General features: G+C 27.6%; 12 protein-coding genes and 1 pseudogene. All 13 read left to right on the top strand.

Annotated features, from left to right (window positions below; translation table 11 throughout):
- Positions 1 to 556: pseudogene (locus tag AJN56_RS08980) on the top strand (glycosyltransferase family 2 protein); the annotation flags it as partial.
- A gap of 1,624 nt (positions 557 to 2,180) precedes the next feature.
- Complete coding sequence (locus AJN56_RS05250; RefSeq protein ID WP_070246347.1) at positions 2,181 to 4,349, top strand: DUF4422 domain-containing protein; 2,169 nt, start codon at positions 2,181 to 2,183, stop codon at positions 4,347 to 4,349.
- A 3-nt stretch (positions 4,350 to 4,352) separates the two neighbouring features.
- Complete coding sequence (locus AJN56_RS05245) at positions 4,353 to 6,365, top strand: hypothetical protein (protein ID WP_070246346.1); 2,013 nt, start codon at positions 4,353 to 4,355, stop codon at positions 6,363 to 6,365.
- Entirely contained in the window at positions 6,362 to 6,904 is a 543-nt protein-coding gene (locus AJN56_RS05240; RefSeq protein WP_070246344.1) for a dTDP-4-dehydrorhamnose 3,5-epimerase family protein, read from the top strand. Before AJN56_RS05245 ends, AJN56_RS05240 begins: the two co-directional genes overlap by 4 nt.
- Positions 6,904 to 8,040, top strand: a complete 1,137-nt coding sequence (locus AJN56_RS05235) for an NAD-dependent epimerase/dehydratase family protein (RefSeq protein WP_070246342.1) — start codon at positions 6,904 to 6,906, stop codon at positions 8,038 to 8,040. The genes AJN56_RS05240 and AJN56_RS05235 overlap by 1 nt, the downstream gene beginning before the upstream one ends.
- Entirely contained in the window at positions 8,033 to 9,094 is a 1,062-nt protein-coding gene (locus AJN56_RS05230) for a GDP-L-fucose synthase family protein (RefSeq protein ID WP_070246340.1), read from the top strand. Before AJN56_RS05235 ends, AJN56_RS05230 begins: the two co-directional genes overlap by 8 nt.
- An 8-nt stretch (positions 9,095 to 9,102) precedes the next feature.
- On the top strand, positions 9,103 to 10,134 hold the full coding sequence (locus tag AJN56_RS05225) for a GDP-mannose 4,6-dehydratase (protein WP_070246338.1): 1,032 nt from the start codon (positions 9,103 to 9,105) through the stop codon (positions 10,132 to 10,134).
- The gene (hddA, locus tag AJN56_RS05220) at positions 10,131 to 11,150 is read left to right on the top strand and encodes a D-glycero-D-manno-heptose 7-phosphate kinase (protein ID WP_070246336.1); all 1,020 of its coding nucleotides are present in this window, start codon (positions 10,131 to 10,133) and stop codon (positions 11,148 to 11,150) included. The genes AJN56_RS05225 and hddA overlap by 4 nt, the downstream gene beginning before the upstream one ends.
- Positions 11,138 to 11,743, top strand: a complete 606-nt coding sequence (gene gmhA2, locus AJN56_RS05215) for a D-sedoheptulose 7-phosphate isomerase (RefSeq protein ID WP_070246334.1) — start codon at positions 11,138 to 11,140, stop codon at positions 11,741 to 11,743. The genes hddA and gmhA2 overlap by 13 nt, the downstream gene beginning before the upstream one ends.
- Complete coding sequence (locus AJN56_RS05210) at positions 11,731 to 12,405, top strand: nucleotidyltransferase family protein (protein ID WP_070246332.1); 675 nt, start codon at positions 11,731 to 11,733, stop codon at positions 12,403 to 12,405. The genes gmhA2 and AJN56_RS05210 overlap by 13 nt, the downstream gene beginning before the upstream one ends.
- A gap of 12 nt (positions 12,406 to 12,417) precedes the next feature.
- A complete protein-coding gene (locus AJN56_RS05205; RefSeq protein WP_070246330.1) occupies positions 12,418 to 14,253 on the top strand; it encodes a DUF2972 domain-containing protein in 1,836 nt (611 codons plus the stop codon).
- A 52-nt stretch (positions 14,254 to 14,305) separates the two neighbouring features.
- The gene (locus AJN56_RS05200) at positions 14,306 to 15,079 is read left to right on the top strand and encodes a class I SAM-dependent methyltransferase (protein ID WP_070246328.1); all 774 of its coding nucleotides are present in this window, start codon (positions 14,306 to 14,308) and stop codon (positions 15,077 to 15,079) included.
- Between the two features lie 51 nt (positions 15,080 to 15,130).
- Positions 15,131 to 15,892 carry a class I SAM-dependent methyltransferase gene (locus tag AJN56_RS05195; RefSeq protein WP_070246326.1) on the top strand — a complete coding sequence of 254 codons (762 nt, stop codon included), beginning with the start codon at positions 15,131 to 15,133 and terminating at the stop codon, positions 15,890 to 15,892.
- Positions 15,893 to 15,906 lie beyond the last annotated feature (14 nt).

The raw sequence follows: 15,906 nt of genomic DNA, 5'->3' as shown, positions 1-15,906 counted from the left end.
ATGAATAAAACAGTAGGTGTAGTTATCCCAATCTATAATGTAGAAAAGTACTTAAAAGAATGTTTAGATAGTGTTATTAATCAAACTTATAAAAATTTACAAGTTATACTTGTAAATGATGGTAGCACAGATGAAAACTCATTTAATATAGCTAAAGAATACACTTTAAAAGATGAAAGATTTATACTTTTTGATAAAAAAAATGGTGGCTTAAGCAGTGCTAGAAATGTCGGCATAGAATATTTTAGTGGAGAATATATACTTAAAAATAAAACTCAAATTTTAGAAACAAATTCTTTAATAGAATTTAATATAGAAGGTAATAATCCCTATGAAATTTATACAGTATATAAAAGCTATAAAGCTTTTCATACTACTAAAGATTTAGCTGATTTTATTTATCCTAGTATAGACTATATTATCTTTTTGGATTCTGATGATTATTGGGAGCTTGATTGTATAGAAGAGTGTGCAAAAAGAATGAATGGGGTTGATGTGGTATGGTTTAATTCAAATTTAATATTGGATGGCGTAAATAAAACCGAATATAGAACTCGTATGTCTTGGAGTGGCTATGACAATTATTTGGAGTGTGTTATTTCAAGAGAAGATTGGATGCAACATCATTTAAAAAATAAAATTACAGCTTTTTGGTTTGGATGGGAGGGTATGATAAAGTTTGAATTTTTACAGAAAATTAATCTTAGATTTACAAATGGTATGTTATTTGAAGATAATTTCTTTGGAATTGCTTTATTTTGCCAATTGAATTATATTTATATTTTACCAAAAAAAATACATAATTATCGTATTCGTCCCAATAGTATTTTAACAAATCAACAAACTAAAAATTTAAATGTAAAGTATCACTATGATGCAAGTTGGGTGCAAGTGTGTATCGATTTGGCAAATTTTGCCAAACAGCAAAATAATGCATATTTTTATAATTTTTTTAAAAAAGCTGGCTTTATAAATCATTATTACTATCATCATGATGGTAGTAATTTAATTTATTATTCTAAAGATCCTTTAAATCTTATCCCTCAGTTAAATTTGTTGAAACCTTATTTTGAAGATATTGCATTTTATTATGGTGCAAAAAAAAGAATGAGAAATGAATTATTTTATTTGCTAGGAAATATATTATTAGAAACCAAAAGTTTTGTAAAATTTATTCAGCTACCTAGAAATATAGTTAAAACAGTTAAAATTTATAAGCAAGGAGTTCGAAATTATAATATTAGAATAAAACAATATCCTTTTATTGCTTTGCCGGATATAAGAAAGTATGCTGATTATGACGAAGCTTTGAATGATATTCAGAAACATCTTACTTATAAATTAGGTCAAGCTATCAAACAAACAATGAATTTTTGGTTTTTAGGGGCTGTATTTATATTACCATTTTGGATTTTATATATTATATTAAAACATAAGTATATTAAAAATAATAAAAAAACGGACAATAATGAATTATTGAAAATTGTTCTGCAGCAGAATTGCAGTTTAGTTGAATTGAAAAAACAAACTGAGAATAAAGATTCTTTTGATTATTTAATTAATAACATCAAAATCAAAGAGGAATATAAATTTATATTTTATAAAATTTTAAATATGAAAAATAAAGTTATTATTGATGGAACCAAAAGTTGTTTAGATTTAGCAAAATTTAGTTATTTTGATCAAAATACTTATTTTTATGGATTTGAGGTTAATCCCACTAGTTTTGCGTTATTAAAAAAAGAAATGAAGATAAATAATAAAATTCGAATCATGCATTATTATCCATATGTTAAGAATACGATGTTTAGAGTGTTGCATAATGCAAATGATAGCTCTAAGTTAAATTTGCATTTAATGCCAGATATAGATATTCCCAACTCTGAAAAAATTAGAGCTATAAATTTTATAAAATTTTTATTTAATATTTTTAATAAACATGATTTTATTACTCTTTTAATTTTGGATATTAATAGAGATAATTATGAATTAATTTTGAATATTATTAATAATGAAATTTATCAAAAAATAGCTTATATTGTTTGTAAAATGGATGATATAATAATAGATTCTCAGGGGAATTATCAAAAATTGTATAATTTAATAAAATCTAAAAATATTAATAATATATTTTTAGATTTTAACACACAAGAAGGTTAGTTATAAAAAAAGGATTTGTGATGCAAAATAGAAATACTATAAAAATTTTAGTTGGATATCATAAACCCGGCGTATTGTTAAAGGATGAAATTTTCACTCCTATACATTTAGGAAGAGTTTTAGCTACTGAATTTTCTAAAGATGGAGAAATATCTCGAGAAGATTTTGAATGGATGTGTGAGAATATGATAGGAGATGATACGGGTGAAAATATTTCTTGTCTTAATAGATATTTCAATGAACTAACCGGAATATATTGGGCATGGAAAAATTATGAGAAATTAGGCAATCCTGACTATATAGGATTTGTACACTACAGAAGACATTTTATATTTGATCAAAATATAAAATTAGGATCTTTAAAGAAACATTGGACAGGTTACTCTTATTTGTTTCAATATTTTAATGATGATTATAAAAATATAATTAATCCTAAATTATTGGATAATATCACTTTATATGACATTATTGCTCCGCAAAAGCTTACATTTGAACAAGATGTAGTTTGGACAAATAAAAAAGTTAAAATGCTAAAAGAATGTTTTTTATCTTATAATGAGGATGATAGTATACTTGAAGAAATTCAAAAATTAATTTACGATTTAAAACCAGAATATAAAGATCTGGCTCTCCATTTTAAAGAGCAGTTATTTTACCATCCAGCAAATATGTTTATAATGAAAAGAGAGTTGTTTTTTGAAATGTGTAATTTTGTATTCACAATCTCTTTACCTTTGTACGATAAATTAAAAGATAGACTAGAAAATGGAATTTTATGGTCTAGAAGATATCTTGCTTGGGGTACTGAATATTTAATTTCTTTATTTATTCAAAAAAAAGATTTAGAAAATAAAAAAATTAAAGAATTCCCGATTTCTTTTATAGATGATACCAGTAATATAGATGGTATAAGATGTGAAATAGATTCTTTTACCGTTGTTTTCTCTGCCAATAATGATGAGATTTATAGCTTAGCTGTTTCAATTCAATCATTGATTAGTAATATAAATGCAAAAAACAATTATCAAATTTATATTTTATATCAGGAATTATCTCATGTTTTTCAAAAAAAACTTAAGTATCTAGTTCAAGAATTTCATAATGTGAGTATATTTTTTATAGATATCGGTTGTTATATTAATCACTTTGATATATTGCAATGGAAGAATCAATTTGCAACATCAGATTACTCTAAATTATTGATACCGCATATTTTTCATCATTTTTCTTATGTTGTTTATTGTAGTTGCGAAATGATTTTTTTCGATGATATTTCTAAAATTTTTTTAAACACAAATATGGATTTTAGCATTGGAGCTGTAAGACATGTAAAAGCAATAGATACTTTTTTTAGAGAGAAAGTTTGGTCTCAAGATAAGAGTAAATATCAAATTGACAAAGAAGAACAAGTAGTTAAGTTATTTAGTACTAATATTTTGCTATATGATATTTCTAAAGCTTTTAATAAACTAAATATCAATATTTTTTATAGTTTATACAATCAAATTAATAAAGATGATATATATAAATGCTCATATTTTGATTTTATTTTTAATAAAATTTTTGAAAATGATGTTATGTATTTAGATTTATCTTGGAGTTTGGATTGGTATATTAGCTCTTATTTGGGTGACATATATGGTTTATTTTTACCTAATCAATTAGCAATAAAATATTATGAGAGTAATGTTAAATTTAATGCTATTTATTTTAATGGCAATGAAAAACCTTGGATAGCTCCGCATATACTTAAGGCAGATATATGGTGGTATTATGCAAGAAAAACTTCAATATATGAGGAAATGATATGTAGTTTTGGAAATAGGAATGATCGAAATAATATCTTAAATGGATCTAGTGAAAGAGTTAAAAATTATTTAGCCTATCAATTAGGAAATGAATTATTAAAGACTATAAAAGGAAAAAATATTCTTAAAGTATTATTATTACCATTTAAGCTGTTGATTATTATTCGAAGATATAAGTATAATCATAAAGTATTTAATGCAATTACACAAGTAAATCCGAATTTAGCTTTGCCGGATATAGAAAAATACGGTGATTATGAGGAAGCTATAAAAATAAAAAGACATCTTTCCTATAGACTTGGGGTAGCTTTGGTTAAACATCCTTTTACGTTTGTTTTTAAAGCAAGTGATATTTATAGACAGTGGAGTAAAGGAGAGTAAAATATGATTTGGAAGGATATAGATCTAGTTGATATTAAAAAAAAATATATTAAAGAAGAAGACTATGAAGAATATAAAGTATTTTCTTTAAAAATAAAAGTTAAACCCGAAATTATTAAATTTTATTGCAAATTTAATATGGTATTAAAAGAAGAGCCAAAAATAGAAATATCTAAAGATCGAGAAAATTGGTTTACTTGTAAGGATTTTTTTTTATCGGATAACATGTTAGAGTTATATTTTTATGGAAAAAAAGATGTGCAATTTATAAGAATTGATAGAGAGATATTTAAAAATGCGGAGATTACAATTTTTGTGCGCAAATATTTAGGTATTTTTATGATGCAATCTTGTTGTGGATGGGGCGATAGAATGCTGGCGTTATTAAATGCCATGTATTTGGCTCAAGAAACAGGTTTTAAATTTGGTTTTACTTGGGATCAAATGACATTAAATATAAAAAATAAGCAAATTCATTCTGGGCAAATACCATATGAACAAGAGTTGTTTGATGAGCAGTTTTTACGAGATTATTCATATACAAATAATTATACAGCGCCAGATAAGGAAAAATTCCTTAATAATCAGTGGATAGATAACTACGTTGTTTATGTTAATAAAATCGAGGATTATAATAATATTGAAATGCAATATTATTGGGGATTTAATACAAATCATAGTAATCTTATATGGACTGTGAAAGAAATAAATAAAGAATACTGTAAAAATTTCCCAGATTTATGGAAAAAAATACAATTTACAGATCTGGTTAAACATATTTTTTTAGAGGTTGATCGCCAAATAAATAAAATTATGGACAATCAGGTTGATGTTTTGGCAATTCATATGAGAAGCGGTGATATTGTTTATCCTGAGGATAAAGGTTATATTTATAATGGAACGGGTCATGATTATTTATGGCAAAAAGCCATGCCCGTGGAAATTCTTATGGAGTTAATACAAACTCAATATAAGCATAATAAAATTATATTATTTGGAGAGGATGTTCCTACTTTAAAAAAAATTATTTCATATTTTATGAAAAAAAATATTTTTTTATATATGGCAGATGATTTAGTACCTTTTGAATATAAATATGGATGGCAAAGAGATATGTTTGATTTAATTTTAATGTCAAAAGCTAATAAAATTATTGGAGGAACTTCAGGTTTTTGTCGTCTTGCAAGTTTAATTGGTAATGGTAGGGAGCCATTTTTTTGGAATGATTTGTTTAACGAAGAGGCTAGGTATAAAATTTTTAAAAAGTATTACGGAGTTGTGGAGGTTCATCCTTTGCAAAATGCTTTTTCTCTTCAGCATATGTACATGGGGTGTTACTTAAAAAGAGATTTTATAAGAATGAAAGAATTGGTTTTAAATGCTATAAACATTGATCAGGTTAGAGAATTTCATCATATTGCATTGATTTATTGTTATTTGGAGCTTAAGGAATATAATCAAGCTAATATATATTTAGAACATATATTAAAAACAAGAAAAGAAAAATTTACTTATATTATTTTAAGATGTATTTTCAATTTAAAGCTGAAAGATCTTTTATTGTCTCATTTGGAATGCTTGGAATATCCGAATATTGCTTATTTGTTTATACAATTTACAAAGGAAGATGTAATAGATTTTTTTAACAAAAAAACAGATGTAATTTCATATTATTATGATGATACGGCAATTTTTCGCGTTAAAAATTCGTTATCCTATAAATTAGGAAATACCATTTTAAAAGTAAAAATATCTGAAGTTTTGTTTTTGCCTCTAATAATATGTAAAATTGTTTTTCATTTTAAGATTCAGCAAATTATTTATAGATATGTTGTTAAACAGAATCCGAAATTAAAATTAAAATCTTTAGAACAATATGATGATTATATGGAATCTTTAAAAATTAGAGAGCATTTATCTTATAAGCTAGGAAATGCTTTTATCAAGCACCCTTTTAGTTTTATATTTAGAATTAATGCAATTTATAAGCAATGGAGAAATAAGGAGATTGAATGATAGAATTTGATATACAAGAATCAAAAATTTTAAAAGGAGTGTATATCATAACTCCTAACAAATTTAGAGATTTAAGAGGTGAAATTTGGACAGCTTTTACAAGTGAAGCTATAGATAAACTCTTGCCAAATGGATTAAAATTTATACACGATAAATTCATACATTCTAAACATAATGTTATCCGCGGTATCCATGGCGATGTAAAAACTTATAAGCTTGCAACTTGTGTTTATGGGGAAATTCATCAAGTTGTGGTAGATTGTAGAAAAGATTCTCCAACTTATTTAAAGTATGAAAAATTCATCATAAATCAAGATAATCAGCAAATCATCTTAGTGCCAGCAGGTTTTGGAAATGCTCATTATATTAGTAGTGAAAGTGCAGTCTATTATTATAAATGTGCATATAAAGGAGATTATGCGGATGCACCTGATCAATTTACTTATGCATGGAATGATGAAAGAATTGGTATAGATTGGCCAACAAATTCTCCTATCCTTTCAGAGCGTGATATTTTAGCGATGATCAAGGATAAATGATGCAAAAAGATTCTAAAATTTATATAGCAGGGCATGGTGGTACTTTAGGAAAAACTCTTTGTAGTACACTTAGAGATGAGGGTTTTAATAATATTATCATAAAAACAAGAAAAGAATTGGATTTAGTAGATCAAAAAGCTGTGGCTGATTTTTTTGCAAAAGAAAAACCAGAATATGTTTTTTTATGTGCTGCTAAGCTTGATACTTTAGGGCTTTTTACTCCAGCTGATGTAATCTATGAAAATAGTGTACTTCAAGCAAATATTATTCATTCATCTTATCAAAATAATGTTAAAAAGCTTATTTTTTATGGTTCTGCTTGGGCTTACCCTCAAAAAGCTATAAATCCTATTAAAGAAGAGAATTTATTAGATGGAAAGTTAGATTTAAAAGCTGTTGCATATGGTTTGCCAAAAATTATAGGAACAAAAATGTGCGAAAGTTATAATTTGCAATATGGAACAAATTTTATCACTTTATATCTTGCAAATTTATATGGAGAAACAACCGAGTTTGATTTGCAAAAAGCAAAAGTTTTACCAGCTTTGTTGCGTAAATTTCATTTAGCAAAACTTTTAAATGAAAATAAAATTGATGAGGTTTTAAAGGATTTGCAAATGAATTCCTTAGAACAAGCAATGGAATATTTGCAAAAATTTGGTGTAAGTAAAGATAGTGTAGAAATTTGGGGTGGTGGTAGAGTAATTAGGGAATTTATTCATGCAAAAGATTTAGTTGACGCTTCTATTTATGTGATGAAAAATATAAATTTTAAAGATATTGCTTCATCTGATGAACCGCATCTTAATGTAGGAAGTGGGGAATTTTTAAGCATAAAAGAACTTGCCTTTTTGATAAAAAATATTGTTGGATTTAAGGGTGAAATTGTGTTTAACAATTCAAAACCAGATTCTACAATGGATAGAATGTTAGATAGTTCAAGGTTGCAAAATTTAGGCTGGAAACATGAAATTGATTTAGAAAAAGGAATTCAAATGATGTACGAATGGTATAAAAATAACAATAGGGGGGGGGTATTAAACTTTGAATACTTCATCTTTACAAATATCAAGTCTCTTTTTACAAATAATATTCGTAGTTTTGCAAATTCTACAAAAAGGGTTTGCAATGCTTAAAGATTCTAAAATTTATATAGCAGGGCATAGAGGGTTAACAGGTTCGGCAATTGTAAAAAATTTACAAAATAAAGGTTATAGTAATTTAATTTTTAGAACTCATTCAGAGCTTGATTTAACAAATCAAAAAGCTGTGGCTGATTTTTTTGTAAAAGAAAAACCAGAATATGTTTTTTTATCCGCAGCAAAAGTTGGTGGAATTGGAGCAAATAATACCTATAGAGCGGATTTTATTTACCAAAATTTAATGATACAAAACAATGTTATTCATCAATCTTATTTAAATGGAGTTAAAAAGTTATTATTTTTAGGGACTGCTTGTATTTATCCTAGAGAATGTCCGCAACCCATAAAAGAAGAATATCTTTTAACAAGTAAATTAGAATACACAAATGAACCTTATGCCATAGCTAAAATAGCAGGTCTTAAAATGTGTGAAAGTTATAATTTACAGTATAAGACTAATTTTATTTCAGTTATGCCTTGTAGTTTATATGGAGCAAATGATAATTTCAATTTAGAAACATCACATGTTTTACCAGCCTTTATAAGAAAAATGCACTTAGCTAAAGTATTGCAAGAAGAAGGCGTTACTAAAGTGCAATATTTATTAAATCTCAATGATGAAAGTGAAGTTAAAAATTACTTAAATAGATTTGGTATTACAGAAAATTCAGTTGAAATTTGGGGTAGCGGAAAGGCTATGAGAGAATTTTTACACGCTGATGATATAGCTGATGCTTGTGTGTATGTTATGGAAAAAGTAAATTTCAGTGATTTATATGAAAACAATGAAGTTGAAATTAGAAATACGCATATAAATATAGGTTCAGGCAAAGATATAAGTATTAAAGAGTTAGCAGAACTTGTTAAACGCATTATCGAATATCGTGGTAATTTAGTTTTTAATACAAATAAACCAGATGGAACAATGAAAAAATTAGGAAGTTGCAAGAAGATTAATTCTCTAGGCTGGAAGGCAAAAATCAAGCTTGAAGATGGCATTAAGATGATGTATGAATGGTATTTAAAAGAGCAAAATATAAGACAATAGGAAAAATTATGAAAAAAACAGCGTTAATTACAGGATTTACAGGGCAAGTTGGCTCGCAAATGGCAGATTTTTTGCTAGAAAACACAGATTATGAAGTTATAGGAATGATGCGTTGGCAAGAGCCTATGGACAATATCTATCATTTAAGCGACAGGATAAATAAAAAAGATAGAATAAGTATTTTTTATGCAGATTTAAATGATTATTCTAGTATTCAAAAACTTTTTGAAAGCAAAAGACCTGATGTAATCTTTCATCTAGCAGCTCAGTCTTATCCAAAAACTTCTTTTGAAATTCCTATTGAAACCTTGCAAACTAACATAATAGGCACGGCAAATATCCTAGAAAACATTAGAATTTTAAAGGCAAAAGATGGCTATGAGCCTGTAGTGCATATTTGCTCTTCAAGTGAAGTTTATGGCAAGGCAAAAGTAGGCATTAAACTTAATGAAGAAACAGCCTTTCACGGTGCAAGTCCTTATAGCATAAGCAAAATCGGCACTGATTATTTAGGAAGATTTTATGGTGAAGCTTATAATATTCGCACCTTTGTTACAAGAATGGGAACGCATAGTGGCCCAAGAAGAAGTGATGTGTTTTTTGAAAGCACGGTGGCAAAACAAATTACACTCATTGAAGCGGGTTATCAAGAGCCTATTATTAAGGTTGGAAATCTCTCAAGCATAAGAACTTTTCAAGATGCCAGAGATGCCATAAGGGCTTATTATCTACTTTCATTGGAAAGTCAAAAAGGTAATATTCCTTGCGGGGAAGCTTTTAATATAGCAGGAGAAGAGGCTTTTAAGCTCCCTGAAGTTATAGAAATTCTTTTATCATTTTCTACAAGAAAAGATATAAAAATAGAGCAAGATGAGCAAAGACTGCGCCCAATTGATGCGGATTATCAAATGTTTGACAACACAAAAATCAAAAGTTTTATTGACTGGAAACCCCAAATTCCAGCTAGAAAAATGTTTGAGGATCTATTAAATCATTGGAGAGATGAGATAAAAAAAGGAAGGATACCATTAAATAGATGAAAACCATACGCACACAAACTCCTCTGCGTCTTGGTTTAGCAGGTGGTGGAACTGATATTAATTTGTATTGTGATAAATACACAGGTTATGTTTTAAATGCGACTATATCTTTATATATACATTGCACTTTGATCGAAAGAGAAGATAGAAAAATCATTTTTGATTCTCCTGATACAAATTCTTACTCTGAGTACGAAAGTAAAGAATTCTTAGAAAATGATGGAAAGTTAGACATCTTTAAAAGTATTTATAATCGCATTGTAAAAGATTTTACAAAAAAACCTTTGAGTTTTTCTTTGCATACTTATTCGGATGTACCAAGTGGTAGTGGACTAGGTGGAAGTTCAACTCTTGTTGTAGGCATCATAAAAGCCTTTGCAGAATGGCTTAATCTACCTTTAGGAGAATATGAAATCGCTAAACTTGCTTATGAGATAGAAAGAGAAGATTTAGGCATAGTAGGCGGAGCACAAGATCAATACGCCGCAACTTTTGGTGGTTTTAATTTTATGGAATTTTATAACAATAAAAGAGTTATTGTTAATCCTTTGCGTATTAAAAACTGGATAGCTAGTGAGCTTGAAGCTAGAACTGTGCTTTATTTTACAAATATTACAAGAGAAGCAAAAGATATAGAAGAGCATAAAAAAGGAAAGCTTGGAGATGAAAAGTCTTTAGAGGCAATGCATGCTATAAAGCAAGATGCTATAAAGATGAAAGAAGCTTTATTTAGAGCTGATTTTGATACTTTGGCGCAAATTTTAGGTAAGTCTTGGCAGTCAAAAAAAATCATCTCAGAAATCGTTAGCAACGATGAGCTTGAAAGAATTTATAAACTCGCCATAGATAATGGAGCTTATAGTGGCAAAACTAGTGGAGCAGGAGCAGGTGGATTTATGTTTTTCTTCGTAGATCCTACTAAAAAATATAATTTAATCAAAGCTTTAAGTAAAGAGCAAGGTTATGTACAAGATTTTTCATTTACCAAAGAGGGGGTTAAATCATGGAGAATTTAAATTCCTATATAAAAGAACATTTTCAAGAATCGATTTTGGTAAAAGAGCAAATTTTAAAAGATGAGAATTTGATAAATCTTATTAAAAATGCTTCATTAGAAGTCATAAAAGCTTATAAAAATGGTAACAAAACTTTATTAGCAGGAAACGGTGGTAGTGCAGCAGATGCACAGCATATCGCAGGAGAATTTGTAAGTAAGTTTTATTTTGATAGACCAGGGATCGCAAGTATTGCACTTTCAACGGACACGAGTATATTAACTGCTATTGGCAATGATTATGGTTATGAAAATTTATTTGCTAGACAAGTACAAGCTCAAGGAGTTAAGGGAGATGTTTTTATAGGTATTTCTACAAGTGGAAATAGTAAAAATATCTTAAAAGCTCTAGATCTTTGCAAGCAACAAGGAATCATAAGTATAGGCTTAAGCGGAGCTAGTGGCGGAGCTATGAATGAACTTTGTGATTATTGTATAAAAGTGCCTTCAACTTGCACTCCAAGAATTCAAGAAGCACATATTTTAATAGGGCATATTATTTGTGCTATCATCGAAGAAGAGCTTTTTGGCAAAGGTTTTTCTTGCAAGCAATAATACTTTGCGGTGGCTTAGGAACAAGGCTTAAAAGTGTTATAAAAGACATTCCAAAGCCTATGGCACCCATAAATGATAAGCCTTTTTTAGAATTTATTTTTGAATATCTTAAAAAGCAAGGCATAAAAGAAGTTATCTTAGCAGTATCATACAAATATGAAGTGATAAAAGAGTATTTTAAAGATGAGTTTTTAGGTATAAAAATAAAATACAGCATCGAAAAAGAGCCTCTAGGAACAGGTGGAGCTATAAAAGAGGCTTTGAAATTTATAAAAAATGAAGCTTATGTTTTAAACGGCGATACTTTTTTTGATATAGATTTAAGTAAATTAAAGCTAAATGAAAGTAAAATTTGCCTCGCTTTAAAACAAATGAATGATTTTGATAGATATGGCACAGTAAATGTTAATGAGCAAGGTTTTGTGATTTCTTTTGAGGAAAAAATATTCAAAAATCAGGGTTTAATCAATGGTGGAATTTATCTTTTAACTAAAGATATTTTTAATGAATTTGATTTAGAGAAAAAATTTTCTTTTGAAGAGTTTTTACAAGAAAATTGTGAAAAATTAAAGGCTAGAGCTGAAATTTTTGATGATTATTTTATAGATATCGGCGTGCCTGAGGATTATTATAATTTTACAACCAACCAAAGCCATTTTTAAAGGAGAAACCCTATGTATAACCCAAACTCAGCTATAGAAAGAGTAAAAAATCATCTTGCTTATAAACTAGGTCAAGCTATGATTGACTTTACAAACAATGGGGGGGGGTATATAGCATTATTTAAAAAACTCTATAAAATTAAAAAACAACACAAAAAAGAACAAAAAATTTATCAACAAACTATACAAATCTTTCCTCAACTCAAATATCCAAGTTTAGAAACATGCAGTAATTATGAGCAAGCTTTAAGATATAAATTTCATTTGTCCTATATGCTAGGTGAAGTTTTAATCAAAGCTGATAAAACTTGGTATAAAGGAAGTGGATTTAAATTAAAAAATGATATTAAAAAAGCTAAAAAAGAATTTCAAATTTTTAGAGAAATTTTTAAAGAATTTGATCAGATTAACTCTAGTATTCTTCAGGGATTGATAAATAATAAACAACTATTCCTAAAAGAATTTCCGAGAATAAAAAATATATTAAAAATTCATCAAGATTATCAACCTATATTAGATAATATTTTTCATAATTTTAATTATTTCATACAAAATTTTGATCTTATAGAAGAATGGTTATTATCAGATGATTTTAAAGAAAGATACAAAAAAGAAAATCATCCTTATCCTTCATTGCTTGATCCTAAAAAATTAAATGATGAAAATGAAAAAATTAATTACCATAACATACCTGCTGAACTTGCTTGGGAGATGAATTTACCTTTACCTGAGAATAAATATAAATTTTTTCTAATAACTTTTGGAGCCAGTGCGCATTATACTTATATTGATTTTTTTAAAAGATATTTAAAATTAAATATATGTGAATTACATTTTAATTTTTTTGATTCTATTGATTTTGATAATTTATATAGATGTTGTGAAAAAAGAGACATATTAGTATTATGTATTTGGTTTTTGACTTATAATGCAAGTGAATTATATAAATATAAGATATTTTATATAATGCAAAATATTTCTTTTATTATTGTTACTCGGGATCCTATATCAAGACTTAAAACAATGATTAATCATGGTGGTAGCAATGAAAGCAATAAATTGAAAATTTATGAAAATTATATTCATTGTGTCCATAGAAAGAAGTTCCCATATTTAAACAATGGAGTGATTTGTTATAAAAATGTTCCAGATATTACCGCAGCTGAAATATTTATTAATGGTAGTAAATATGTTAATTATGATTATTCAAAGATTGCTAATATTTGTAGAAATAATACATACTATTTTGATGCTTCAGAAATAGATCCAGATAATGTTTTTCAAAGTATGATAAAATTTTCTTCCTTTTTTGATAAGGAAATAGATAAGAAAGTTTTAATAGAAGAAATGGAATATTTAAGAGAAAAAAAACATACAGACTTATATGCAATATTACCAATTATTATAACTTTTAATAATGAATTTGAAATTATTATTGATATTAATTACATTACAGAGTATCACCCTTATAATATAACTTATGAATTGTTTGATAATAATATATCTCGAGATTTTAAAATTTGTACAAATAATTATGATTACTTTTATGAAAATATATTACATAACTCATCTTTATTAAAAAATATAAAAGATTATTTATCTTTAGTTATAAAAGAAATTGAATTGGTAAAAAATAATATTTTGGAACATAAGATTTTAGAAAACAATATTTTAAATTATTTTCGATCACATCGAAATATATACTGTGTGTTCAAGAGTATTTTGGATATTGGATTATCTCATATTAAACAACATCGTCCAGATATAGTAGCATCTTGGAAATACTATCAAGAATTTGAAAAAATGTGCAAAGAGTTGGATGACGATATTCAGAAGAAAGATTTGTAAATTAATAAAAAAAAAGATATAATTGTGTTTAAAATTAGAGAAAGGAATTAATATGAAACAAGGAGATTTTACAGAAGTTGCAAAACATTATCATAATAGACCTGCTTATAGTCTATTTTTACTTGAAAAACTTGTATCTTGTATCAATGATAAAAATAAAAATTTAAAAGATTTAAATATTGTTGAAGTAGGAGCTGGAACTGGAAAACTTACTAAGATGCTGGGAGAAATGTTTGGATGCCAAATTAGTGCTGTGGAACCAAACGATAATATGCGTGAAGAAGGGCAAAAATTTACACAAAATTTATCAAATATTTCTTGGCACAAAGGAAGTGGTGAAGAAACCTGCATGAGCAATAATCAAGCTGATTGGGTCATCATGGCTAGTTCTTTTCATTGGACAGATCCTAAAAAATCTCTCCCAGAATTTAATCGTATATTGACAGGGGGGGGGTATTTCACTGCGATTTGGAATCCTCGCCACATTGTAGAGGGTTCGGTTTTTGATGAAATCGAAAAGGAGATTAAACATATTGTTCCAGAGCTTGCTCGTGTAAGCAGCGGCACTCAAAATGTTAAAAAATGGGAAGAAATTCTTGTTTCAACAGGAGATTTCACAGATTGCTTTTTTATGGAGTGCGACTATAAAGAGTTTTGGGATAAAGAGCGTTATCTTGGAGCTTGGCATTCTGTAAATGATATACAAGCACAAGCAGGTGAAAAAAGATGGAAGGAAATTTTAGAGATGATAGAAGCTAAAATTTCTCATATGCAAAGTATAGAGATTCCTTATAAAATAAGAGCATGGACAGCTAGAAAAGCATAAAATACCTCCTTTTTTTCATCAAGCTTGTCAAAGATGAAAAAAGGAAATAAAATGCAAAAACTAGTAGAACAAGTGTGGGATTATACCAAGCATGCTAAATTTTATAGCTATAGACCAAATTATGCTCCAAAAACTATAGATATGTTAATTAGTCTTATTGGAAAAAAAGATATCAAGGTGGCTGATATCGGTGCAGGAACTGGAAATCTAAGCATTATGCTTTTAGAAAGAGGATGTAAGGTAGTATCTGTAGAACCAAATGATGCGATGCGTGAGATTGGGATAGAAAGAACTAAAGGTGAGAAGATTGACTGGGTTAGAGCAACAGGCTTAAACTCAACACTTCAAAATAGTGAATTTGATTGGGTAACTTTTGGTAGTAGTTTTAATGTAATGGATAGAAATGAAGCCTTAGAAGAGGCACATCGCTTATTAAAATCAGAGGGATATTTTTCTTGTATGTGGAATCACAGGGATTTAAACGATCCTGTACAAAAAATAGCTGAAGATACTATTGTAGAATTTGTACCAAATTATACAAGGGGAACAAGAAGAGAAGATCAAAGACCAATTATAGAGAGTCGAAAGGATCTTTTTGATAATATTGTTTATATTGAAGAGGATTTTTATTTTCGTCAAAGCATTGAAAATTATATTAATGCATGGAAAAGCGTTAAAAATCCTTACTGGGATTTGGAGACTGATGAAGGAAATGAACTTTTTAATAAAATTAGTGATAAAATTTCACAAAGACTTCCTAAGGAATTTAGCATAAAATATACCACTCGTTGTTGGAGTGCTAAAAAAATATAAAACTAAGGAAAAAC

It is taken from the genome of Campylobacter sp. BCW_4319, from assembly GCF_001764435.1.
Taxonomy (GTDB): Bacteria; Campylobacterota; Campylobacteria; order Campylobacterales; family Campylobacteraceae; genus Campylobacter_D; species Campylobacter_D jejuni.
This window is presented reverse-complemented; position numbering and strand designations above follow the sequence as displayed.

Excerpts from the sequence above, each read along its gene's own strand:
- AJN56_RS05250 (WP_070246347.1), top strand. The coding sequence starts at position 2,181 with ATGCAAAATAGAAATACTATAAAAATTTTAGTTGGATATCATAAACCC.
- AJN56_RS05245 (WP_070246346.1), top strand. The coding sequence starts at position 4,353 with ATGATTTGGAAGGATATAGATCTAGTTGATATTAAAAAAAAATATATT.
- AJN56_RS05240 (WP_070246344.1), top strand. The coding sequence starts at position 6,362 with ATGATAGAATTTGATATACAAGAATCAAAAATTTTAAAAGGAGTGTAT.
- AJN56_RS05235 (WP_070246342.1), top strand. The coding sequence starts at position 6,904 with ATGCAAAAAGATTCTAAAATTTATATAGCAGGGCATGGTGGTACTTTA.
- AJN56_RS05230 (WP_070246340.1), top strand. The coding sequence starts at position 8,033 with ATGCTTAAAGATTCTAAAATTTATATAGCAGGGCATAGAGGGTTAACA.
- AJN56_RS05225 (WP_070246338.1), top strand. The coding sequence starts at position 9,103 with ATGAAAAAAACAGCGTTAATTACAGGATTTACAGGGCAAGTTGGCTCG.
- hddA (WP_070246336.1), top strand. The coding sequence starts at position 10,131 with ATGAAAACCATACGCACACAAACTCCTCTGCGTCTTGGTTTAGCAGGT.
- gmhA2 (WP_070246334.1), top strand. The coding sequence starts at position 11,138 with ATGGAGAATTTAAATTCCTATATAAAAGAACATTTTCAAGAATCGATT.
- AJN56_RS05205 (WP_070246330.1), top strand. The coding sequence starts at position 12,418 with ATGTATAACCCAAACTCAGCTATAGAAAGAGTAAAAAATCATCTTGCT.
- AJN56_RS05200 (WP_070246328.1), top strand. The coding sequence starts at position 14,306 with ATGAAACAAGGAGATTTTACAGAAGTTGCAAAACATTATCATAATAGA.
- AJN56_RS05195 (WP_070246326.1), top strand. The coding sequence starts at position 15,131 with ATGCAAAAACTAGTAGAACAAGTGTGGGATTATACCAAGCATGCTAAA.